Below are 21,492 nucleotides of genomic sequence, written 5' to 3'. Positions count from 1 at the left end.
GGTTCCAACTGGTCGTAGACGGCCAACTGGTGGGCGATCAGGATGGATGCATCCTAGGATCGGTGATGACGCAGCTCAAAAATCGACCGAATATAGACGATAAAAGGCTCGATCTACTGGATGTCGATCCCGCCAAATTCATGGAGCTGCTTGCCGTCGACGAATTTCTCCACGACTCGACCATTATGTCGAGCGTAGAGTCACTGGACCGGTGGACAGTATACAGTTATGTGCGCGCTGGGCGGTTTATCATCGTGGCACAGGAAGTCACGAAAGAGAATGTTAGTCCAATTTTCGTCGCAGACGCCGATGAAGTCGAGTTCAACTCGATCGTTGACGCAGCTCGAAGGTATTGGCTGGAGTCTCAGTGACGCAGGAGGGGCTTTCGTCGATTCGGGTGGGTCGAGCAAACCGAGGATGGGAACCACTTCAGGCGCTGACGTACGCCCCCGTTACCGTCAAGCTGTAGGGCCTGCTGCAGGAAACCTACAACTGCTTTGAGATAGACAAATGCAAGGTGTCGTCGGTCGGGCATGCTGGTCTAATCGATGGTTTTCGCGAGGGTTAAGGCAAGCTTTCGCAGTGGCCGTTGAGACGATGTTGGCCTCCTGAGTGGATCACCCAACTCGCATGTTTCAAAGGATGTGCATGCGTACGCCGAGGCGGCGGATGCGTTCGCGGTAGCTGTAGCGCTCCAGGTCCAGAAGGGTCCGTACGGCCTGCTGGGCCATGGGGTGGTTGCGGATGAGCATGGGGGCGGACTTCTCGGCGCGTTCGAGTGCAGCCAGGGCGTCGTCGCGCTTGCCGCACCACAGCAGCCCTCGCGCATGGTCGAGGTGGTGGTAGCCGACACGGCTGGCCTGTAGGTCCTTGGGAAGGTGGACCGCCTGTGCTCGTTTCACGGCCTGTGGTCCGTCACCGAGTTCGACAGCGATGGCGACGCCGTGGATGTCGATGTTGGGCTGGTTGGTGGACAGCTCGTAGTAGTTGGTGCGCTGGCGTGAACCGAGCCGGGTGACCGCTTCGGCGGCGAGCCGGTGGCGTGACCACGCTTCCTCGGCGTCGTTCTTGCGGGCGGCCGTGATCGCGGCCCTCAGTTGGAGACCTCCCCAGAGTGCCAGCGCTTCGGGATGACCTGCGGTGTACTCGTCCTCGATGTTCGCGCAGGCCGTGTCGAGCACGGCGAGCGCGTCGTTCCACGAGGTGCTCGCCCACAGGTTCCGGCTGCGCAGATAGGCGAACAAGACTTCGTGATAAACGTCCCCCGCTCGTTCCCCTGCCCAGCGAATTCGGCTGGTGGCGATCACAGAGAGGTCGGCGTAGCCAAGGTTGTAGGCAACGGCGTCGGCAGCCCGGTAGGCGATCGCGAGCAGGCCGAATGCCGCACTTCGATCAGAGGCCGGGCAGAGATGGGTCGCCGCCTGAAGTTCGGCGATCAGTGACGGAGTCTCGTCGGCCAACTCGGCGTAGCGCGTCTCTCGCCGTAGCCACATCAGGCGCTCGGTCGCGGCCCGAAGCTCGGGGAGCAGACGTACCGCTCCGGTCCATTCGGGATCGAGGTCGTAGCGCTCCAACTGGCGGCGGATCTCAGGGATGGCCGAGTGTCCACGATCCTGGCTCGGGTTGTCACCTCGGTAGGGGCGCGCGGTGAGCTCGTTGGGGTGCATGCGCAGAGCGCGGGCGAGGACGTTGATCAGCGCGATGGAGTCCAGGGGAAGGCTGTCGTTCTCGACTCCCGACACCCAGGACTGGGCGCGACCGACGCGCCGCGCCAGTTCAGCCTGAGTGATGCCCGCGCGCTTACGAGCACGCCGTACACGGGTTCCCACACTCTCCGCCGCCGGGTCCAAGTAGGCCATGGGCTCACGGTAACCCGCCGTGACCTGCTTGACCTCCCCGCGCGCCAAAGTATCAGCGGCACTGATGTCAGCATCTCTCTGCGTTCATAGCGTCACCTTTCGTGAGAGACGACGGATGTGGGAGCGACAGGAGACACCCCTGCCCGCTGAGCACGCCGTTCACGACCTCGGCGGTCTTCAGGCAGGCGGCCCCCACCCACATCAGGGAAGCCGCCTTGGCCTGGAGGGCCTGCGGACATCAGGGCACACCTGCCGAAGGACGTGTCAAGCGTTGCTCGGCTCCCTGCGTGAACGGCGTTTCCGCTGGATCAGCAGGAACATGATCGCCGCGAGTACGGCGAGGAGGACACCGACGGCGAGTGCCACCATGAGGTAGGAGTCCGTGTCCATCTCCGCCTTGACCGCTCGCGCCGCGCCTGCGGCGGGAAACCGGATGGTCGCTTCGGCTGCGCGTTTCGTCAGCCCGCTCTCCAGGCGCATGCGGGCACGCCACGGGCCATCGGGCACCTGCTCGGTGAGGGTGGCGGTGACGGTTCCTGTGTCACCGGGAGCGAGCGTCGTGCCCGTTTGGACCTTGTACGGACCCGCGCTGTGGTGCTGGCTTCCGGAGCTGCTGGTCAGTTTCAGGTCGCCGCTCAGGTCGAGGGCGCGGCCTCCGGTGTTGTGCACCTGCGCCAGGACGGCCTGCTGACCGTCCGGTGAGCGCTGGGCCGTCAGCGAGTCGATGGTGAAGTCCGATGCCGGCGGGTTGCCGCGGCCGACGTCCAGGTAGAGCCGGATACCGACGCGGTTGATCTGGGCGACGCCTCCGGCGGGCGGCGCGGCCTTGGCCGTCTCGGCCCAGATCATGGCGTAGCGCTCTCCGGGGGCGGCGTCACCGGGCACGGCGATGGTCACGGTGACCGGCGCGCGGCCCTCTGGGGGCAAGATCACCTCATGCCGGTCCATGCTGGTCCAGGTGGACAGCTCATTGGCGGTGTGATCGGCGGCGAACTGGAATTTCCGGTCGCGGATCTGTGCCGCGGCCGGGTAGATCGAGAGCTGCTTGGGCGAACGGGTCGTGTTGAACACCTCGACCCGCCGGTGGATGACGGTACCCGGCGCGAGGTGGTCGACGATGTAGGCCCATGCCCGCTTGTCGGCTCGGGCCGCGACCGGCGCTTCGAGCAGGCGGATCCCGATGCCGCTCGTCGATGATCGGGCCGCCTGCGCAGGCGTGTCGAGCGTGCCGACGGCCGGGATGAGAATCCCGGCCACCAGCAGCCCCGCAACGAGAGTAGGCAGACGCACGATTGCCGCCGACTCCGCTCAGCCGACCGAGTGGGTGACGGTGCCGGAGTATGTTCCTCCGACGGCCGCGGACGGGATCGTCACGGTGACCGTGGGATTCCAGGTGGCGGTGTTGTCGCCGACGAGGTTGGTACCGGTGAACGCGACGCGCGGCACGTTGATGATGCCGCCGGGACCGGGTGTGAAGGTTCCCTGGCCCGTCGTGGCGGTGGCCGGTCCGGGGGAATAGGTGACATTGATGTTTCCGATGGTCTCGGGCCCTGTACCCCCACCGGTGGTGAAGTCGGTGGAGATGGCGGTCGCGTTCCAGGAACCGTTCAGGGTGGCACGGTCGTCGGTCACCGTGACCGGGCCGATCTGCCCTGAGACGCTGGTGGCGCCGGCGGTCACCGAGCCGAGGTTCGCCGTCGACGGCGCGCTGATCGTCAGACCGGCGGTCGTGATCGAGAACGTGACGACGGTGTCCACGGCCAGGGCGGGCAGGGAGGTCGCCGCGACCATGCCGAGGCCGGCGACCGCGGTAGCGATCGCCAAAAGCGTTTTACGCATCTTTTGGTCCAATGTTCAAACGGATGTGAAAGGTGACGCGCGGCTCGGACGCCTGCCTCAAGAGGTCAAGCCCGCAGACATGTCGCCACGCCTCGCAGCAGACGATAACTCTCCGTAGTCTCCGTAGGACGAAGAGGCGCGACGCGCATATTCACCGCAATACCGTTTCCTGACGATGAAATGCCGAAAGGCGCAGAATCCGGGTATCCGTTCATGGGGTGAGCGCGCCTCCATGACCATGGGGGCCGATCGATTCTCCGCCCCGCGTTCTCGCGGGTGTTCCACAGGGATACCGCGCGACATCGCCACCTTCGAAACAGCGAACCGGCCCCGGACGAGGCGTCCGGGGCCGGTTCGGAGGAGTGGATCGTTAGAGCAGGCCGTTCTGGGTGAGCCAGTCCTTGGCGACCGCCTCGGCGTCGTCCTTGTCGACCGCGACGCGCTTCATCAGCGCAACCAGACCGGCGGTGTCCAGCTTGGCGGAGACCGCGTCGAGGGTCGTCCGCACCGTGTCGTTCACGCCGGCCTTGTTGACCAGGGGGGCGATGTTCTCCGCGGCGAAGGCGCTCTTGTTGTCCTCAAGGGAAACCAGGTCGTTCACGATGATCTTCGGGTCGGTGGTGAAGACGTTGCCGACCTGGACGGTGCCGTCCTTGATGGCGTCGGCGGTGGCGTCGCCGGTCTTCTTCCACTCCTTGAACTCCAGGCCGTAGGTGTCCTTGAAGTTCTTCTCCTGGCGGGTCTGGAACTCCGGCGGGCCGCCCACCGAGTAGTTCTTGGCGACCTTGACCAGGTCCTCGATCGTGGTGAGGCCGCCGGAGGTGGCGGTCTCCTTGGTGACGGTCAGCGAGTTGTTGTCCTCGGCCGCGGCGGGGGTGAGGATCTCCAGTTCGGCGGGGAGCTTCTCCTTGAGGCCGGCGACGACGTCGTCCTTCGACTTCGCCGTGGTCGTGTTGTCGACGAAGGCGAGCAGGGAGCCGATGTACTCCGGCAGGATGGTGAGGCCGCCGCTCTTGATCTGGTCGTACAGGACCTCGCGGCTGCCGATGTTGAACTTCTCCTCGACCTCGACGCCCTTCGCCGCCAGGGCCTGGGAGTAGATCTCGCCGAGCAGGACGTTCTCCGGGAAGTTGGCCGACCCGATGACGACCTTCCCCCCTTCGGCGGGAGCGGCGGCGGACCCGGACTCGGCGGGGGCCGGGGAGGCGCTGGTGAGCGGATCTCCGCCACCGCATCCGGTAAGTGTGAGCGCCGCGGACAGGAGGATCGCCGCGGTGCTGATCAGGCGCTTCATGGTGCTATTCCCTTCCAAAACGGGGGGTAATGAAGACTATCTGATGGCCTGGCGCTCGCTCACCCCCGGGGAGACCGTTGCGCGCTGTACCAGGGTGAACCCGAGCTGAACGATCAGCGCGAGCAGTGCTACGAGAACCGCTCCGCCGATCGTGCTCGGGAAATTCTTGGTCGCGAGACCGTCGATGATGAAACGGCCAAGACCGCCCAAGCCTACGTACGCGGCCACCGTCGCGGTCGCCACCACCTGGATCGCCGCCAGGCGCAGACCCAGCAGGATGAGCGGCAGCGCGACCGGCACCAGCACCCGGCCCAGGACCTGCCCGCCCCGCAGGCCCATACCGTACGCGGCGTCGCGCAGGTCGGGATCGACCCCTCGGATGCCCTCGTAGGTGTTGACCAGGATGGGCGGCACGGCGAGCGCCACCAGCGGGATGAGCACCGGCAGGCTCGTGCCGACGCCCAGGAACAGGACGATGAGGACGAGCAGGCCGAGCGTCGGCAGGGCGCGGGCCGCATTGGCGGTGAGGATGACGAACAGGGCGCCCCTGCCGGTGTGGCCGATCAGCAGCCCCAGCGGCAGCGCGATCAGCATGGCGAGGAGCAGCGAGAGACCGGCGAACTCCAGGTGTTCGAGCAGCCTGTTGGGGATCCCGTCGGGTCCCGACCAGTTGGCCGGGTCGCCGAAGAAGTCGAGCAGCCAGTTCACGCGGCACCCCTTACCCGCGACGCCTGCGACACCCGCGTCATCAACGACGTCGGCGACATCCACCACCTGATCGGTCGAGCCGCAAGGACCGCGCGGGCCCCGATCGGCCGAGCCGCACGGGCCGTACGAGACACGATCAACCGTTTCACGCGGACCCCCTCGCCCTCGACCACGGGGTGAGCAGGCGCTGCGCCAGGATGAGCAGCAGGTCGGCGATCCCCGCGAGCACCACGACCAGCACGATGCCGACGACGATCGGGGTGTAGAACTGCCGCTGCCAGCCGTCGATGAACAGGTAGCCGAGCCCGCCCCTGCCGACCAGCGCGCCGACGCTGACCAGGCTGACGCTCGCGACCGTGGCCACCCTGAGCCCGGCGAGCACGACCGGTACCGCGATCGGCAGCTCGACCTGGAGCAGTCTGCGCAGCGGGGTGAAGCCCATCGCCACCGCGGACTGGCGCACGTGGTCGGGGACCGAGCGCAGTCCGTCGACGACCGCGGGGATCAGCACCGCCATCGCGTAGAAGGTGAGCGGGACCATCACGGTCATCCGGGTGGCGAGGCCGGTGATCGGGATGAGCACGATGAAGACCGCGAGCGAGGGCAGCGAGTAGATCACGTTCATCACGCCGACGGTCGGCTGGTAGAGCCAGCGCCAGCGGACCCCTGCCAGCCCGAGCGGGAGCGCGATGATCAGCCCGACGAGGATCGGCACCAGCGCCATCACGATGTGGTCTTCGAGCAGGCCCTGGATCGTGGGCCAGTTACGCCCGATCCAGTCCCAGCGAACCAGGGGCTCGTCACCCATCGACGCCTCCCGCGAGCCCGTCGGCGCCTCGCCCGGCGGCGTCGGCGTCGGTGGCGGGAGCGGCGGTGGGCGCGGGAGCGGCCGCGCCTCGCGACGGGCCGCCGATGCTGCTCGCCACCGTGGCCAGCGCCTCGTCCAGCGCCTCGCGGGTGGCGGCGCCCACGGCCTTGCCCGTCTCGTCCACCGCGACGGCGCTGCCCGACGGGGTCAGCAGCGTCGCGTCCAGCGCGGCGCGCAGCGAGTCGCGTCCGCTGACGAAGGTCCCGTACGGCGCGAGCTCGGCGTCGGCGAGGGTGCCCGACTCGGGCAGGTCCTTGACGGCGGCCCAGCCCAGCGGCCGGTTCTCCCCGTCCACCACGGCGAGCCACGGCTCTCCGGTGGCACGCGCCGTGGCGGTGTCGGTGGAGGCCGGTACGAGCAGGTCGGTGCGGAGCCGTACTCCCTCGTCCGAGACGAACGACAGCCGCCGGATGCCCCGGTCGCGGCCCAGGAACTCGCGGACGAAGTCGTCGGCGGGCCTGGCCAGTAGCGTCGCGGGGTCGTCGAGCTGGGCGAGGTGGCCTCCGACGCGGAGCACGGCGACCCGGTCACCGAGCTTGACGGCCTCGTCGATGTCGTGGGTGACGAACACGATGGTCTTGTTCAGCTCGGCCTGGAGCCGCAGGAGCTCCTCCTGAAGGCTCGTACGGACGATCGGGTCGACCGCGCTGAACGGCTCGTCCATCAGCAGTACGGGCGGGTCGGCGGCGAGCGCGCGGGCCACGCCGACGCGCTGCTGCTGCCCGCCGGAGAGCTGGAAGGGGTAGCGGCCGGCCATCTTGGGGTCGAGTCCGACCCGTTCGAGGAGTTCCATCGCGCGGTCGCGCGCCTTCTTCTTGTCCCAGCCGAGCAGCAGGGGCACCGTCGCCACGTTGTCGACGATCTTGCGGTGTGGGAAGAGCCCGGCCTGCTGGATGACGTAGCCGATGCCCCTGCGCAGGGTCGGCGGGTCGATGGTCTTGACGTCGACGCCGTCGAGGAGGATCTGTCCCTCCGAGGCGTCGATCATTCTGTTGATCATGCGGAGGGACGTCGTCTTACCGCATCCCGAAGGGCCGACGAAGACGGTTATCTCCCCGGTCGGCACCTCAAGGCTCAGGTTGTCCACGGCGACGGTCCCGTCGGCGTAGCGCTTGGTGACACCGTTGAATGTGATCATGCGCAACCTCTTGTTTTCGCAGGGTTACGGCTCCCCTGCCACAACCGTCCCCATGATCCAGCACAGGTCAGCCTATGCCCCTCATCTCCGATCTGTCTTCCAGGCTTTCCCCAACCAGCTCCGAAGCAGATCCACAAGTGTATTTCTCAACAAAAGGGCATTGAGTAGTGCGGGAGGTGCCCATGACTTGACATGATTACCCACATTGCCGGAGTCCATCCCTCTGGCACCGTATGTCCCAGGACTCACATCCGCCCCGCCCCTCCACCACGCTCGCCGAAACACCAGAGGAACCGGTCCATGACCCAACCGCTCCTCGGTCAACGCTCGCGCGTCGAACTGATCGCCGAGCTCTACGACCGCCACGCAGCAGGGCTGTTCGCCTACTCCCACGACCAGTTGGGCGACGCGGACTCGGCTTCCGACGTCCTGGTGGCCGTCCTCTCCGGTGTCTCGGACACGGAACCGCCGCGCGCCGCGCTGTACGCGCTCGCCCGCCGCGAGATCTTCTTGCGCGACATCGTCTACTCGCCCCCCGCCATCGGCCTCGACCCGGCCGCCGCCCTCGTCGACCGCGTCCTGAGCGACCTGCGTACGCACCAGCGTGAGGTGCTGTACCTCTCGGGCGTGTGCGAGATGGACGCCTCCGAGCTGTCCTGGGTGCTCGACGTGGCCGTCGACACCGCCGACGAGCTGACGGTGAGCGCCTGCCGCCGCTTCGCCCAGTCGCTGGGCCGTGCCCTCGCCTCGGCCAAGGTTCCCGAGCACATGACGGAGGTGTTCGGCGCCCTCGCCGTCGCCCCGGTCCGCGACGTCCTCAACCTCGCCCCCTGGGCGACTCCCCCGGCGAGACTGCGCGCCGCCGTGCTCGGGCCGAAGGCGCCGCCCGCCGCCTCCGCCGGACGGTCGACGTCGCCGCTGTTCAGGCAGCTGTGGCCGACGACGCCCGCGTGGCCGCTGCCGCTCGCGCAGACCGGTCCCCCGATCGGCGCCTCGGACTTCCCCGTGCCGGACCACATGGCGGAGGACCGCTTCCCCGATCCTTTCGCGCCGAGGGATCCCGACGCCGTCTCCACGCACGAGGCCACCACGGAGCCGATGCCCAGGCTCGGTAATGCCGTGCTCACCGCCCTGGACACCGCGGCCCTGCGGCCTCGCCGCCGCCTCCAGCGTCCCCGGCCGCGCCGGGCGGCGCCTCCGGCACCGGTTTCCGGGGACGTGCTGGACGAGCCTCCCGCGCGGGGAGATCTCTTCCGCCCGCTCAGCCCCGAGGCACGGGCGGCCCGCGCCCGCACCGACAGGCTCGTCGCCGCCGCCCCCCGCACCGAGACCTCTCCCACCGAGACGCCTCAGGCTCCACACCAGGAAACGTCCCGGGCTCCGCACGCCGAGACCTCCCAGTCCTCGTTCGCCGAGACCTCCCTGGCTCCGCACCCCGAGGCATCCCAGACCCCGCCCCCGGCCCCGGCTCCGCACGCCGAGGTCTCCCACCCTCCGCTCGGGGCTCCCTACCTCGAGACACCCCAGCTCTCGTTCGCCGAGATCTCCCTGCTCTTTCCCCCGAGGACCCCTCGCGCGCCGTTCACCAGGAGCGGCAAGAGCACCGAAAGCACCGAGGCGTCTCCGGTACCCTCCGCGGAATCCCTCAGGACTCCTTCCGCCGAGACCTTGCGGGCTCCGTTCGTCGAGTCTCCCCGGCGACCGGAGGCCACGCCGCTCACCGGCTTCCCGCCGCACGGAACCGGCGACGTACTGGACGACGTACTGGACGATGGTCCCGGCGACGTGCTGGGCGGCCACCTCGGGGACGTGCTGGACGACACGCCTCCCCTGCCCGGCTGGCCCCTGCAGACCGACCAGCTCGACGCCCTCGCCGACCGCGAGCGCCGGTCCTCCGCTTCAGCGCACGCGCGAGAAGCCGATTCATCGTCCGTACGACAAACCGGTACTTCTCCCGCGCGAGGCGCCGATCCCTCTCCCGTGCGCGAGGCCACTCCTTCTTCCGTGTCTCCTGCGCGAGGAGGCGGGCGGCACGCGCTCGCCGGTGACGACGACCGCTCCCACTTCTCGCTCCCCGACTGGACCAGGCGCGCCGAGAGCGCCGAGAGCGCCGAGAGTTCCGTGCCCCCGGCCGGGCGCGCTCAGCCCTCGCTCCCCGCCTGGGCCACGCGGAACGCCGATCCCGTCCGGTCCTCCGCCGTCGACTGGTTCGCGGACGCCGATCCCGCCAAGCCCGCTCCTTCCGACGCCACGACCGCCGCGACCGCCGCATCCTTCGACGCCCCGACCCCTGAGGCTCCGACCGCCCTGCCCGCCTGGACCCCACGGACCGACCACCTCCGCACCCCCAGCGGTCGCGCCCAGCTGCGCCTGCCCCGCTGGGTCATGCGCGAGAACCAGCAGCCCGACGACGCCCCCCTGCCCTCCGCCCCCCCGAACCACGCCCTCACGCCGTACGAGACGGCACGGGCCGACACCGCGCGGGACGACGCGGCGACGACCATGCCGGGGAACGGGTTCGCGGCGATACCTCCGATGCCCTCAACACGCGTGGAGACCGGCGCGGACGAGGCGGCCCCCTCTCTTTCCGACCGGGCCGCGACCCTCGAACGCAGGAACGGCCGGGCACCGCGCAGTCACAAGGCGACGAAGAGCGCGGCCCACCACGACTGGGCCTGGGAAGTGATCGGCTTCGTCATCGCGGTGACGATCGCGATGATCGTCTTCTTCGCGGTACCGATGATGACCACTCCCTGACGTCCTCCCCGCTCTCCCGGCTTTCTCCGATCGTGTGTACGCGTTGACCGCCGTCCTCCGTAGCCAGGAGGGCGGCGGTCAGCGGAGAACGGCGACTCAGACAGGTCGCTCCTCGGCCACCGGCGTCTCGGTGGCGGCGGGGGTTCGAAGGGTGATCGCGGCGACCAGCGCCAGCGTGATGAAGATGACGGCACCGGTCGCGCCGACCGCGTTGAGCCCGCTGGTGAACGCGCCCCGGGCCGCGTCGAGCAGCCCGGGTACGTCTCCGGCGACCGACAGCGCCCCGACCAGGCTCGATGTGGCGGTCTCCACGACCTCGGCGGGTGTGCCGACGGGCAGGTCATCGGCGAGAACGGACCGGTAGACCACGGTCCCGAGGCTGCCGAGCGTCGCGATGCCCATCGCGATGCCGAACTCGGCGCTGGTCTCCGAGACCGACGCGGCCGAGCCGGCCTTCTCCGGCGGTGCGGCGGCGAGCATCAGGTTCATGGTGAGCGCCATCGGGAACGAGATCCCGCCCGAGGCGAGCACCAGCCCGACGACGAGCAGGCCGGAACCGGTGGTGGTGACCTGCGTGACGACGAGCAGCCCGACGCCGGCGAGCGCGAGGCCCAGCGCGGTGACGACGCCCGCCGGCAGCTTGCGGGCCAGGGCCGGTGCGACCATCGAGCCGACGACCATGGCGATGTTCTGCGGGATGAGCCACATGCCGGTCGAGAGCGGCGAGAGGCCCGCGACGTTCTGCAGATACAGCGAGGCGAGCAGGGAGAGCCCTGCCATCACGACCCCGCCCAGAAGCATGATCCCCAAGGCCGTGCTGAACGTGCGGTTGGCGAACAGGCCCAGGTCGAGCAGCGGCTCGGCCAGGATCCGCTGGCGGCGGACGAAGAGCACGCCGATCGCGACACCGGCGACGATCGCCGCGAGCGCGGCGGGCTGCCAGCCGTCGCGGGCGAGGGACTTGAGGCCGTAGATGACGGGCAGGATCGCGGCGAGTGACAGGGCGACGCTGAGGAGGTCGATCGGGTGTTCGGGCCGTTCCGCCTTGAACTCGGGAAGCAGGAACGGGCCCGCGATCAGCAGCAGCACCATGAACGGCACGCCGAGCAGGAAGACCGAGCCCCACCAGAAGTGCTGGAGCAGCAGGCCGCCGACGAGCGGGCCGAGCGTCGCCCCGCCCATGAAGCAGCTGAACCAGACACCGATGGCCATGCCCATCTGCTTGGGGTCGGGGAACATGTTGCGGATCAACGCCATCGTCGAGGGCATGAGCGTGGCACCGGCGATGCCGAGCAGCGCCCGCGCCGCGATCAGTGTCTCGGCGCTGGTGGCGTAGGCCGCCACGATCGAGGCCACCCCGAACGCGGCGGCACCGATCAGCAGCAGCCTGCGCCGGCCGATCCGGTCGCCGAGGGCGCCCATGGTGACGAGGAACCCAGCGATCATGAACGAGTAGATGTCAAGGATCCACAGCTGTTGGGTGGCGTCGGCGTGCAGACCGGCGCCGAGCTGTGGCAGGGCCAGGTAGAGCACGCTGACGTCGAGCGAGATCAGCAGGGTCGGCAGGGCGAGGACGGCGAGGCCGATCCACGGGCGGCTCATAGGAATCTCCATGTCGGGCGGACCGGCTCTGGCACGGCGGCGAACATGCCCCGACGGTACTGGCCGACGATTCACATAGTCAATACAAAAAAATTTGTCGGTGACGGATTCGGCTCGCCACCGTGGTCACCTCGGGCGACGCGATGCCGCGCTCGGCGGCGGGAGCGAGACCGAGAGCCCACGGGGCATTGACTTTGTCGCAAGGTATGACGCACCATGTTGCTACAAAGCTTGCGACAAAGGAGGCGTTATGACCCGTGAACCGTTACCGGACGCCGGCCCGCCGGTGCGTGCGGCCGATCTGCGACTGGCGGGCGAGTGGCTGGCCCGGCACGACCTGGCCGACGCCCGCCCGACCCCGCTACTGGCCGGCCGGCTGGCGGTCCGCAGACGCGCCGGCCTCGCCGCCAACGTCGTCTTGGCCGTGCTGATCCTCGCGAGCGCGCTCGCCGCGGCCTACGACCGGCTGGCCACCTCCGCCTTCGGCGGCTTCCAGCCGCATCGCCCGCTGCCGCTGCTGGCCCTGACCGTGTTGGTGGCCGGGCTGCTGCTGGCACAGGCGCTGCTCGACTGGTGGGTGCGACGCGTCGACCAGCGGGCGGGCGCGACGCTGTCCCGCAGGGCCGCCCATCTGATCCAGCCCGGCTGGCGGGTCGTGCTCGGCCGGCCGTACGCCGTCTTCGCGGTCACCACGTTCGCCGGTGCGATGGCGCTGGCCGGGAGCGCCCTGGCCGTTCCCGACTCAACCGTGCGGCAGTTGGCCGTCATCGTGCTGATCGGCCTGCTCGGCGTGACTGCCATCACCGTCATGCAGCTGCGCCACCTGCTCAGGCGCCCGGTCGTGGCGGAGGACGAGGAGTCGCTGACCGCCGACGTCATCATGCGCGTCGAGGACGCCCGCGCCGTCACCACGCCGAATGTGCAGTGGTCACTGCCCATAGTGCTGCTGTTCGGCACCGCGCCCGGCTGGTGGAACGCCGCTTCGGCCGCCTACCTGGTCCTGGGCCTGGCCGCGTGCATCGCGCTCCATGCCAGGACGCCGTCGAGCGCGGCGGTGGGCAGGCGGGCCATGAGCGTCCGATGATCGTCATCGATGCGGCCTCGCCGGTTCCTCCGTTCGAGCAGCTACGGGTCCAGCTCGCCCGGCAGATCCAGGATCGCACGCTGGCCGTGGGCGCCCGGCTGCCGACCATCCGCCACCTCGCGGCCGACCTCGGCCTGGCCGTCAACACGGTCGGCCGGACTTACCGGGAGCTGGAGGAGGCGGGGCTGATCGAGACGCGCGGGCGGGCGGGCTCGTTCGTGTCGGCCGCCGGCGAGGAGGGCCGGGAGCGGGCCCGCCGGGCCGCCGCCGACTACGCGGCTCTGATCGCCAGCGTCGGCATCGACACGGGCGAGGCGATCCGCATCGTCCAGGCGGCTCTGACATCCGGCGCGGCACCGGCCGCGTCATGACGGCGACCCGGCCTCGGGATCACGTCGCCGGCGAAGCGGCCGATCAGACGGCGTCCGAACCAACCGGCCGGAGATGCGCTGGGTGCGGTATTCCGGTGGCACCCCGAGCACTCACGACCCGCGCTCGACGGCCCGGCCGAGCGTTCACCGGCGGCGTGCGGCGGCGCGGCCCAGCACTCACAGGCGACACGCGATGGCGCGGCCCAGCGCTCGGAATCGAGGTACGGCCGCGCGGCCGAGCGCTCACAGCCAGTGTTCGGTGGCGGCGCGCCAGGCCAGCTGGGTGCGCGTCTGCGCGCCGGTGACGTCCAGGATGTTCGAAATGCGCCGCTGCACGGTCCGCTGGCTGACTCCCAGCTGGGTGGCGATCGACGTGTCCGACGCGCCGCCGACCAGCAGCGAGACCAGGTAGAGGTCGTCGGGACCGAGCGGGCAGGGCGTCGTCCCCTCGGTGAGCGCTCCGTCCTCGGCGATCCGCAGCAGGGTCGCCCGTTCCCAGTAGCACTCGAAGAGGGCGATCAGCGCCTCCAGCAGCTGGCCGCCGCGGATCAGTGCCGCCGTCTGCTCGGAGATCCCGTCCCCCTGGACGAGCGGCAGTACGGCGGTCTCGTGGTCGACGATCGTCAGTCGCACCGGCAGCCAGGACATGACCCTGGCCTGCTCGCCCAGCTTCACCCCGTACGCGATGTCGGCCGGCATCCCCTCCTCCGCCAGCAGGGGCTTCTCGTAGATCACCCGGTACTCGACCCCGCGGCGCAGCGCGGCGAACTCGGCGTGGTTCTCCTCCGAGGGCAGCACGGTCTCGTGGTCCCGGCAGAAGTGGAGGACCTCGTGGCGGGCCGTCTCCTGCAGGTGGTCGAGGCACCCCTGGAGCGCGGTGCGGTTCGGCAGGACCTCGACCAGCCGACCGGCGTCGCGGCGGCGGACGCTGTCGCGGTACTCCTCGGAGAGCTGGTCCACCTCGCGCCGCGCCCAGTCGATCGCCTGCTGGTGGCGCAGGAGTTGCGAGCCCAGCACGATGTCGGGGGCCACCGCGGCGAAACGCCGCCTGCCGGGACCGATCGTCCTGATCAGCCCTCTGACCCGCATGGATATCAGTATCGTCTCGACCGTCTGGGCGTCGATGCCCAGGTTCCCTATGAGGTCGGCGATGTCCGCCTCCGCCGTGGCCACCAGGAACCGGTAGACGCGCTCCTCCATTGGATCGAGCCCGAGGGATTCCAACATGACGCACATGATGACATCCGAAACGCCTATAAAAGTTACATCTATTGTCTAACCGGACTTACACCATTGATGTGAATTAACCGGACGCGGGCCATATCGGATTCGGGGCGCATTCTTCCCGCGACAGCGGCGATCAGGTGTCATCGGGTTGTGACAGCGACCTGTCAGGACTAGTATCACGGAAACTCTTAGGAAAGTTTCTTAAGAGAAACTTAAGGCGGGGGCCTAGCAGGCCCCCGGCAACCGTTCGACCCGAACCAAGAGCTGCGCGAACCTCGATGGCGCGGATCGTCATCGCACGGGAGTCCGACCGTCCGGACGTCCCACACCCCCGGTTTCCCCCCACGGGAGCGATCATGCGGCGCACCCCCTCCTTACTCGCCCTGACCGGGCCTGCAAGGTTCTCGGGTGAGCCGCTCGCGCCCCGGTCGCGCGGCGCCTCGAACCTCTGCGGCCCCCACCGCACGAAGGAGTGATCAAGTGTTGAGACAGCGAATCATGGCCGCCCTCGCCGCCCTGGCGGTCACGGGCGTGCTGGCGGTCGCCCTCCCCGCGGCCTCCGCCTCCTCGGCGTCTGCCCCTGCCTGCGTCGCCGCGTGGAAGTCCTCGGCGGTCTACACCGGCGGCATGACCGCCTCCCACAACGGCCGCAACTGGTCGGCGAAGTGGTGGACCCAGAACGAGACCCCCGGCAGCGCCGACGTGTGGGCCGACCAGGGCGCCTGCGGCGGTGGCGGCACGACGCCTCCCCCCTCGGGCAACTGCAACCACCCGAACTGGGTCGCGGGCACCTGGTACGCCGCCGGGAGCATCGTCAAATACACCAACGGCCAGTTCTACCGCGCCAAGAACGAGAACCCCGGCTACGACCCGGTGATCAGCACCTGGTACTGGGAGCCGTACACCTGCGGCACGACGCCCACCACCCCTCCCACGAACCCGCCCACCTCGGGCTTCGTCGTGAGCCAGGCCCAGTTCAACCAGATGTTCCCGAACCGGAACTCGTTCTACACCTACAGCGGCCTCACCGCGGCGCTGAGCGCCTACCCGGGCTTCGCGAAGACCGGCAGTGACACCGTCAGGAAGCAGGAGGCCGCCGCCTTCCTCGCCAACGCCAGCCACGAGACCGGCGGCCTGGTCCACATCGTCGAGCAGAACACCGCCAACTACTCGCACTACTGCGACACGAGCCGGTCGTACGGCTGCCCCGCGGGACAGTCGGCCTACTACGGGCGCGGCCCGATCCAGCTGAGCTGGAACTTCAACTACAAGGCGGCGGGCGACGCGCTCGGCATCAACCTGCTCGGCAACCCGTACCTGGTGCAGAACGACGCGTCGGTGGCCTGGAAGACCGCCCTGTGGTACTGGAACACCCAGAGCGGTCCCGGCACGATGACGCCGCACAACGCGATGGTCAACGGCCGCGGCTTCGGCGAGACGATCCGCAGCATCAACGGCAGCCTGGAGTGCAACGGCAGAAACCCGGCGCAGGTGCAGAGCCGGATCAGCACCTACCAGCGCTTCGTGCAGATCCTCGGCACCACCCCCGGTGGCAACCTGAGCTGCTGAATCCCCCGACTCCCGAGCCGCCGAACGAACCGAACAGCCGGTTCCCCGACGGCCCGGCCCCGAACGAACCGAACACCGGTTCTCCGACGGCCACCGCGCGCCCTGTCTCCGACCGGGCGCGCGGTTTCCGGGAAACGTCCCGCCGAGCGTGCGAACCCGTGAGGCGGTGGCTGCACGCGTACGATCCACGCGCGTGACACGAAGGGCGCGGCCCACCGGCCGCGCCCTTCTCGTCCTCTCCCCGACCCGCCTCACACGGTGATGACGACCTTGCCTTTCGGCTGGCCGCCCCGGAGATACCGGATGGCCTCGGGAAGCTCGCCCAGCGGGTACGTCCGGTCGACGACCGGCGTGACCTTGCCCTCCTCGACGGCCTTCCCCAGGAACCGGAGGTCCTCCTCACTCTCCTGCAGCATCAGCGCGCACAGCTTCTGCCCCACGAACGGCGAGAGCAGCATCGCCCGGAGCTGGCGGTCGGTGCCCTGCAGCCACCGCCCCTTCCTCTCGCCGCCGACGATGACGAGCGTTCCCCGAGGGGTGAGTGCGCGGCGCAGGTGGGACAGCGAGCGGTTGCCCCCCGTGTCGAGGATGAGGTCGTAGCGGCGTCTCCCGTCCGCGAAGTCCTCACGGGTGTAGTCGACGACCTCGTCCGCGCCGATCGACCGGACCAGTTCCGTCTTCGCCGTGCCGCACACCCCGGTGACGTCGGCGCCGAACGCCTTGGCCAACTGCACCGCGAACGTCCCGACGCCGCCGCCCGCGCCGATGACCAGCACCTTCGACCCCGGCTTCACCTCTCCTCCGCCGCGAAGCCCCTGCAGGGCCGTGTAGGCGGAGCCGGGGGTCGCCGCGGCCTGCTCGAAGGTGATGTTCGCGGGTTTGGGAACCAGCCTGTCCTGCCTGGCGCACGCGTACTCGGCGAAGGCGCCCTCGCAGGTGCCGAACACCTCGTCACCGACCCCGAACCGGGTCACGCCCTCGCCGACCGCCTCGACGCGGCCGGCGACGTCCATGCCGAGGAGGCGGTTCTTCGGCCTGAGCAGCCCGAAGCCCGCGGCGCGGACGACGTAGGGCAGGCCCGTCGTGACGTGCCAGACGCCGTGGTCGAGGCCGGCCGCGTGGACGCGTACGAGCACCTCGCCCTCCCCCGCGACCGGCCGGTCGACGTCGCCGAGTCGCAGCAGGTCGGTCGAGCAGTAGGCGTCTCTGGCCATGGCCTTCATCGTCTTCATGGTCTTCATCGTTTTACGTCCCCTTCGGCGAGTCGGTGTCCGGATACTGGAAGACCTCGTCGAGCGGGACGCCGAACACACGGGCGATCCTGAAGGCCATCTCCAGCGAGGGCGAGTAGCGCCCCTGTTCTATGGCGATCACGGTCTGACGGGTCACGCCGACGCGTTCCGCCAGCTCCGCCTGCGTCATCTCCCCGGTGGCGAACCGCAGGGAGCGGATCGCGTTGGTGATCTTGGTGGGCTTGACCATGCTCAGAACCCCCGGCGGTACGCGACGATCTTCACGACCGACGAGGAGAGGGCCGAGAGGACGAACGCCAGGTAGAGCGCGTGGGCGATCCAGAAGTGCTCGAACTCCGCCATCGTCAGGCCGAGGGCCCCCACGACGCCGACGGCGAGGACGTAGAACTCGGCCCGCATGCCGTGCCGATGGATGTCGTCGTCGCGCTCGTCCTTCTCCACCTCACCGCGCGGGGCGGTCCCGGCGAACATGTTGCCGACCATGTTCGCGACCATCGCGGCGCCGATGGCCGTGATCATCGGCCACACGTAGTCGACCTCGGCGACACCGACCTCCCGGACCCTCCCGAGGATGATCGTGGCGTAGACCGCGAGCACGCCGATCGCGACCACGGCGTAGACCCACACGCGTTTCTCTTCCGTTGACATGCCCGCTCCCCATGTAAAACAAAGTAGACATGATGAAACGTAAAACAGAGCAGACATGATGTCAAGAATTATTAACTTCCCGTTGGTCGGAGGACCCCCGACCTCTCCACAGAGCCTCAGGTCACCCCGACGACAGGACGAGCCCGCTCGTCGGCACCCCCGTGCCCGCGGTGACCAGCACGTTCCGCACCCCGGCGACCTGGTTGGCCGAGGTGCCCCTGATCTGCCTGACGGCCTCGGCGATCCCGTTCATGCCATGGATGTACGCCTCACCGAGCTGGCCGCCGTGTGGGTTGACCGGGAGGTGTCCGTCGATCTCGATACCGCCCCCGGCCACGTAGTCGCGGGCCTCGCCGCGCCCGCAGAAGCCCAGCTCCTCCAGCTGGGTGAGGACGAACGGGGTGAAGTGGTCGTACAGGATCGCCGTCTGCACGTCCGAGGGCCCGAGCCCCGACTGCTTCCAGAGCTGACGACCGACCACCCCCATCTCCGGCAGGCCGGTCATGTCGTCGCGGTAGTAGCTGGTCATCATCATCTGGTCGGCGCCGGAACCCTGGGCGGCGGCGGTGATCACGGCGGGTGCCTCGCGCAGGTCCCTCGCCCGCTCGGCGGAGGTGACCACCAGCGCCACCGCGCCGTCGCTCTCCTGACAGCAGTCGAGCAGGTGCAGCGGCTCCACGATCCACTTGGACGCCTGGTGCTCCTCCAGGGTGATCGGGCGGCCGTGGAACCACGCGGCGGGATTGGTGGAGGCGTGCCTGCGCATCGCGACCGCCACCCGGCCGAAGTCCTCTGAGGTGGCGCCGTAGGTGTGCATGTAGCGTCGGGCGAACATCGCGACCCAGGCCGCGGGGGTCATCAGCCCGTACGGCACGTGCCAGCTCATCTCCAGGCCCTGCGACGAAGGCTCACCGGCGACGCGGGCGTCGGGCTGGCCGTACCTGTTCCCCGAGCGCTCGTTGAACGCCCGGTAGCAGACCACGGTCTCGGCGACCCCGGTGGCGACGGCCATCGCCGCGTGCAGCACGGTCCCGCACGCCGCGCCGCCGCCGTAGTGGACGCGGGAGAAGAACGACAGGTCGCCGATGCCCACCTCGCGGGCCACGGCGATCTCCTGGTTGGCGTCCTGGGTGTAGGTGACGAGGCCGTCCACGTCCGAGGGCGCGAGGCCCGCGTCGTCGAGCGCCGCGAACACCGCCTCGGCGGCGAGCTGGAGCTCGGACCTGCCTGACCGCTTGGAGAACTCGGTCGCGCCGATCCCGGCGACGGCCGTACTCCCTGAGAAGGAGACCACGGTGGTGAGGGCCTTTCTGTGTTTTCGCCGTTCCCTGCCGTTCTCGCCGTTTTCCGCCGTTCCGACCGCTTACGCCGCTCCCGGCCGTTTCCATCGTTTCGGTTGTTCTCGCCTCCCGGTCTCCGCCCTCGGCAGCCGCCGGGGCGCGGTCAGCGGGCGGGGAGGACGAACCTGACGGTGCCCGAGACGTGGGCGCCGAGGCTGACCCCGCCCCGGACCTCGACGGTGAACTCGCCGTCCTCGCAGGCGACCACGCTGCCGGTGAAGGACAGCCGGTCGCCCGCGTACGCGGGGACGCCGAGCTTGACGTTGATGCCGCGGATGATGGCCTCGGGTCCCGCCCAGTCGGTGACGTAGCGCTCGACGAGACCCATCGTGGTCAGGATGTTGAGGAAGATGTCCTTCGATCCCTGCGCCCGCGCGACCTCGACGTCGTGGTGAACGGGGGTGAAGTCCATGGTCGCGAGTGCGGTCGACACGACCACGGTGGGGCTCAGGTCGATCGCGAGCTCGGGAAGCGGAGCTCCGACCCGCACCTCGTCGTCGGTAAGTGTCCGCATCACGCCTCCTGGGGGACCCACATGGGCAGGATCAGCTCGTCGTCCATCCGGCGGTACGTCAGGCGCACCGGCATACCGATACCCACCCGCGAAGCGGCGCAGTCCACCACGTTGCCCACGATCCGCACGCCTTCCGGTAGTTCCACCACGGCGACCACGAAAGGCGTACGAAGCCCCGGGACCTGCGGGTTGTGGTGGACGACGTAGCTGTAGACCTCCCCCTCGCCGCTCGCCGTCACGAACGTGCGGGCGGTCGAACGGCACGAGGGGCAGACCGGCCCCGGCGGGTGGCGGAGCTCGCCGCAGTCGGCGCACTTCTGGATCCGCAGCTCGCCGGCGGCGACACCCTCCCAGAAGAAGGCGGTGTCGGCGTTGACCGCGGGTCTCAGCGGATACGGCGGCCGGGGGGACACGTCCTCCCGTGTCTCCGGCATGTCCTTCGTGAGCACGTCTCTCGCGAGCGCCTCCTCGGCGGGCACGTTCTTGGGCGCGTCCTGCACGGGCACGTCTCTCGCGAGCGCGTCCTCGGCGGACATGTTCGCGGGCATGTCCTTCGTGAGCACGTCTCTCGCGAGCGTGTCCTCGGCGGGCACGTTCGCGGGCGTGTCCTTCGCGGGTCGGATCCGAGTGGGCGGGGCCTCGGAGGTGCCGTTCTCCGTGGGCGCGGATCCGTTCCCGCTCGGTGCGGCTTCGTTCTCGCCGGTGGTGTGCGTGTTCTCGTCCGGCCCTTCGGCACGTTGCCAGGGCCGGAACTTCAGCACCCGGAACAGCATGTCGGCCACGGCCTCGCCGTCGGCGTACCAGGTGATGTTCCAGGTGACGAAGTAGCCCTTGCCGAGCGCCGTCCGCTTCGGGCCGGTGATGCCGGTCAACCGGGTGGCCGGGACCAGAAACTCGCCGAGCCGCACGTAGCGGTGGTAGGTCTGCTCGCAGTTGGTGGCGACCACCCCGGTGTAGCCGTTCTCGTCCAGCATCGCGAGAACCGCGTCGATCGGGGTACCCGCCCGCTTCCTCCTGTTCCCGGCCACGCCGGGCATCGTCCAGACCTGGATCATCGCCGGTGGGGCCACGATCCCCCCGTGCACTCCCGCCGCGGCGGCCTCGGGGTCGGTGTAGAGCGGATTGGTGTCGCCGATGGCGTCGGTCCAGTGCCGGATCATCGGGAGGTTCACCGGGTCCGCCTCCGCGACACCGAGCACCTCCCCCTCGGCGATCTGCCGCTCCGCCAGGGCGGTGAGCCGTTCGTGCAGGGTGGCGGACTGCCCCCCGGTCTCCGGACCCGTCGCGAACACCGAACTTGTCGCGGACACCGGTCCTGTTGGGGCAGGCTCGGGCGCCGGGAGTGCCGGAGCCGTCGCGGCCGTCGGGACGGGCTGGGGCGTCGGGGCGGGCTCGGGTGCCGGGGGCCCCGGCGGTGTCCC

20 protein-coding genes are annotated in these 21,492 nt (G+C 69.3%); 5 read left to right on the top strand and 15 right to left on the bottom strand.

From position 1 onward, the window contains the following. Positions 1 to 65 precede the first annotated feature (65 nt). Positions 66 to 371, top strand: a complete 306-nt coding sequence (locus ACFY3V_RS26670) for a hypothetical protein (protein ID WP_389777216.1) — start codon at positions 66 to 68, stop codon at positions 369 to 371. A 264-nt stretch (positions 372 to 635) separates the two neighbouring features. Here ACFY3V_RS26670 and ACFY3V_RS26665 read toward each other — a convergent pair whose 3' ends face one another. The 7 genes from ACFY3V_RS26665 to ACFY3V_RS26635 all read right to left on the bottom strand — a co-directional run bounded on the left by ACFY3V_RS26665 (position 636) and on the right by ACFY3V_RS26635 (position 7,706). Beyond that, positions 636 to 1,859, bottom strand: a complete 1,224-nt coding sequence (locus tag ACFY3V_RS26665; RefSeq protein ID WP_389777213.1) for a helix-turn-helix domain-containing protein — start codon at positions 1,857 to 1,859, stop codon at positions 636 to 638. Positions 1,860 to 2,123: 264 nt separating this feature from the next. Further along, the gene (locus tag ACFY3V_RS26660; protein ID WP_389777209.1) at positions 2,124 to 3,149 is read right to left on the bottom strand and encodes a peptidase; all 1,026 of its coding nucleotides are present in this window, start codon (positions 3,147 to 3,149) and stop codon (positions 2,124 to 2,126) included. Between the two features lie 18 nt (positions 3,150 to 3,167). After that, entirely contained in the window at positions 3,168 to 3,698 is a 531-nt protein-coding gene (locus tag ACFY3V_RS26655; protein ID WP_389777206.1) for a hypothetical protein, read from the bottom strand. A gap of 370 nt (positions 3,699 to 4,068) precedes the next feature. Continuing rightward, a complete protein-coding gene (locus ACFY3V_RS26650; protein WP_389777203.1) occupies positions 4,069 to 4,992 on the bottom strand; it encodes a glycine betaine ABC transporter substrate-binding protein in 924 nt (307 codons plus the stop codon). A 36-nt stretch (positions 4,993 to 5,028) separates the two neighbouring features. Then, positions 5,029 to 5,700, bottom strand: coding sequence for an ABC transporter permease (locus ACFY3V_RS26645; protein ID WP_350947516.1), 672 nt, complete (start codon positions 5,698 to 5,700; stop codon positions 5,029 to 5,031). Positions 5,701 to 5,845: 145 nt separating this feature from the next. Then, entirely contained in the window at positions 5,846 to 6,508 is a 663-nt protein-coding gene (locus ACFY3V_RS26640) for an ABC transporter permease (protein ID WP_350947515.1), read from the bottom strand. Further along, positions 6,501 to 7,706 (bottom strand): ABC transporter ATP-binding protein, encoded by a 1,206-nt coding sequence (locus tag ACFY3V_RS26635; protein ID WP_389777199.1) that lies wholly within the window; start codon positions 7,704 to 7,706, stop codon positions 6,501 to 6,503. The genes ACFY3V_RS26640 and ACFY3V_RS26635 overlap by 8 nt, the downstream gene beginning before the upstream one ends. 300 nt (positions 7,707 to 8,006) lie before the next feature. On the opposite strand from ACFY3V_RS26635, the gene ACFY3V_RS26630 reads away from it, so the two are divergent. Then, positions 8,007 to 10,463, top strand: a complete 2,457-nt coding sequence (locus ACFY3V_RS26630; protein ID WP_389777196.1) for an RNA polymerase sigma factor — start codon at positions 8,007 to 8,009, stop codon at positions 10,461 to 10,463. Between the two features lie 96 nt (positions 10,464 to 10,559). Here ACFY3V_RS26630 and ACFY3V_RS26625 read toward each other — a convergent pair whose 3' ends face one another. Next, complete coding sequence (locus tag ACFY3V_RS26625; RefSeq protein WP_389777193.1) at positions 10,560 to 12,077, bottom strand: MFS transporter; 1,518 nt, start codon at positions 12,075 to 12,077, stop codon at positions 10,560 to 10,562. Positions 12,078 to 12,315: 238 nt separating this feature from the next. On the opposite strand from ACFY3V_RS26625, the gene ACFY3V_RS26620 reads away from it, so the two are divergent. Continuing rightward, a complete protein-coding gene (locus ACFY3V_RS26620) occupies positions 12,316 to 13,149 on the top strand; it encodes a hypothetical protein (protein ID WP_362899263.1) in 834 nt (277 codons plus the stop codon). After that, the gene (locus tag ACFY3V_RS26615) at positions 13,146 to 13,520 is read left to right on the top strand and encodes a GntR family transcriptional regulator (protein WP_389777189.1); all 375 of its coding nucleotides are present in this window, start codon (positions 13,146 to 13,148) and stop codon (positions 13,518 to 13,520) included. Before ACFY3V_RS26620 ends, ACFY3V_RS26615 begins: the two co-directional genes overlap by 4 nt. Before the next feature lie 243 nt (positions 13,521 to 13,763). Here ACFY3V_RS26615 and ACFY3V_RS26610 read toward each other — a convergent pair whose 3' ends face one another. Then, a complete protein-coding gene (locus tag ACFY3V_RS26610) occupies positions 13,764 to 14,747 on the bottom strand; it encodes a helix-turn-helix domain-containing protein (RefSeq protein WP_362899259.1) in 984 nt (327 codons plus the stop codon). A gap of 480 nt (positions 14,748 to 15,227) precedes the next feature. Between ACFY3V_RS26610 and ACFY3V_RS26605 the strand changes: the two genes are divergently transcribed. Then, positions 15,228 to 16,316, top strand: coding sequence for a glycoside hydrolase family 19 protein (locus ACFY3V_RS26605; protein WP_362899257.1), 1,089 nt, complete (start codon positions 15,228 to 15,230; stop codon positions 16,314 to 16,316). A gap of 251 nt (positions 16,317 to 16,567) precedes the next feature. Here ACFY3V_RS26605 and ACFY3V_RS26600 read toward each other — a convergent pair whose 3' ends face one another. The 6 genes from ACFY3V_RS26600 to ACFY3V_RS26575 all read right to left on the bottom strand — a co-directional run bounded on the left by ACFY3V_RS26600 (position 16,568) and on the right by ACFY3V_RS26575 (position 21,381). Further along, entirely contained in the window at positions 16,568 to 17,548 is a 981-nt protein-coding gene (locus tag ACFY3V_RS26600; protein WP_362899255.1) for an NAD(P)-dependent alcohol dehydrogenase, read from the bottom strand. 13 nt (positions 17,549 to 17,561) lie between these two features. Continuing rightward, positions 17,562 to 17,798, bottom strand: a complete 237-nt coding sequence (locus ACFY3V_RS26595; protein ID WP_350950230.1) for a helix-turn-helix transcriptional regulator — start codon at positions 17,796 to 17,798, stop codon at positions 17,562 to 17,564. Positions 17,799 to 17,800: 2 nt separating this feature from the next. Then, positions 17,801 to 18,217 carry a hypothetical protein gene (locus tag ACFY3V_RS26590; RefSeq protein ID WP_362899253.1) on the bottom strand — a complete coding sequence of 139 codons (417 nt, stop codon included), beginning with the start codon at positions 18,215 to 18,217 and terminating at the stop codon, positions 17,801 to 17,803. A 121-nt stretch (positions 18,218 to 18,338) separates the two neighbouring features. Then, positions 18,339 to 19,511: a lipid-transfer protein gene (locus ACFY3V_RS26585; protein WP_362899251.1), complete on the bottom strand. Its 1,173-nt coding sequence runs from the start codon at positions 19,509 to 19,511 to the stop codon at positions 18,339 to 18,341. Between the two features lie 149 nt (positions 19,512 to 19,660). Continuing rightward, complete coding sequence (locus tag ACFY3V_RS26580) at positions 19,661 to 20,071, bottom strand: MaoC/PaaZ C-terminal domain-containing protein (RefSeq protein ID WP_362899248.1); 411 nt, start codon at positions 20,069 to 20,071, stop codon at positions 19,661 to 19,663. Continuing rightward, positions 20,071 to 21,381, bottom strand: coding sequence for a bifunctional MaoC family dehydratase N-terminal/OB-fold nucleic acid binding domain-containing protein (locus tag ACFY3V_RS26575; protein WP_362899246.1), 1,311 nt, complete (start codon positions 21,379 to 21,381; stop codon positions 20,071 to 20,073). Before ACFY3V_RS26575 ends, ACFY3V_RS26580 begins: the two co-directional genes overlap by 1 nt. Positions 21,382 to 21,492 lie beyond the last annotated feature (111 nt).

Origin of the sequence: Streptosporangium sp. NPDC000095 (assembly GCF_042899335.1) — a bacterium.
Classification (GTDB): domain Bacteria; phylum Actinomycetota; class Actinomycetes; order Streptosporangiales; family Streptosporangiaceae; genus Streptosporangium.
Note: the sequence above shows the minus strand (reverse complement) of the source record. Positions and strands in the feature narration are given on the sequence as shown.

Excerpts from the sequence above, each read along its gene's own strand:
- ACFY3V_RS26650 (WP_389777203.1), bottom strand. The coding sequence starts at position 4,992 with ATGAAGCGCCTGATCAGCACCGCGGCGATCCTCCTGTCCGCGGCGCTC.
- ACFY3V_RS26655 (WP_389777206.1), bottom strand. The coding sequence starts at position 3,698 with ATGCGTAAAACGCTTTTGGCGATCGCTACCGCGGTCGCCGGCCTCGGC.
- ACFY3V_RS26600 (WP_362899255.1), bottom strand. The coding sequence starts at position 17,548 with ATGAAGACGATGAAGGCCATGGCCAGAGACGCCTACTGCTCGACCGAC.
- ACFY3V_RS26620 (WP_362899263.1), top strand. The coding sequence starts at position 12,316 with ATGACCCGTGAACCGTTACCGGACGCCGGCCCGCCGGTGCGTGCGGCC.
- ACFY3V_RS26590 (WP_362899253.1), bottom strand. The coding sequence starts at position 18,217 with ATGTCAACGGAAGAGAAACGCGTGTGGGTCTACGCCGTGGTCGCGATC.
- ACFY3V_RS26665 (WP_389777213.1), bottom strand. The coding sequence starts at position 1,859 with ATGGCCTACTTGGACCCGGCGGCGGAGAGTGTGGGAACCCGTGTACGG.
- ACFY3V_RS26640 (WP_350947515.1), bottom strand. The coding sequence starts at position 6,508 with ATGGGTGACGAGCCCCTGGTTCGCTGGGACTGGATCGGGCGTAACTGG.
- ACFY3V_RS26635 (WP_389777199.1), bottom strand. The coding sequence starts at position 7,706 with ATGATCACATTCAACGGTGTCACCAAGCGCTACGCCGACGGGACCGTC.
- ACFY3V_RS26615 (WP_389777189.1), top strand. The coding sequence starts at position 13,146 with ATGATCGTCATCGATGCGGCCTCGCCGGTTCCTCCGTTCGAGCAGCTA.
- ACFY3V_RS26625 (WP_389777193.1), bottom strand. The coding sequence starts at position 12,077 with ATGGAGATTCCTATGAGCCGCCCGTGGATCGGCCTCGCCGTCCTCGCC.
- ACFY3V_RS26670 (WP_389777216.1), top strand. The coding sequence starts at position 66 with ATGACGCAGCTCAAAAATCGACCGAATATAGACGATAAAAGGCTCGAT.
- ACFY3V_RS26610 (WP_362899259.1), bottom strand. The coding sequence starts at position 14,747 with ATGTTGGAATCCCTCGGGCTCGATCCAATGGAGGAGCGCGTCTACCGG.
- ACFY3V_RS26595 (WP_350950230.1), bottom strand. The coding sequence starts at position 17,798 with ATGGTCAAGCCCACCAAGATCACCAACGCGATCCGCTCCCTGCGGTTC.
- ACFY3V_RS26580 (WP_362899248.1), bottom strand. The coding sequence starts at position 20,071 with ATGCGGACACTTACCGACGACGAGGTGCGGGTCGGAGCTCCGCTTCCC.
- ACFY3V_RS26630 (WP_389777196.1), top strand. The coding sequence starts at position 8,007 with ATGACCCAACCGCTCCTCGGTCAACGCTCGCGCGTCGAACTGATCGCC.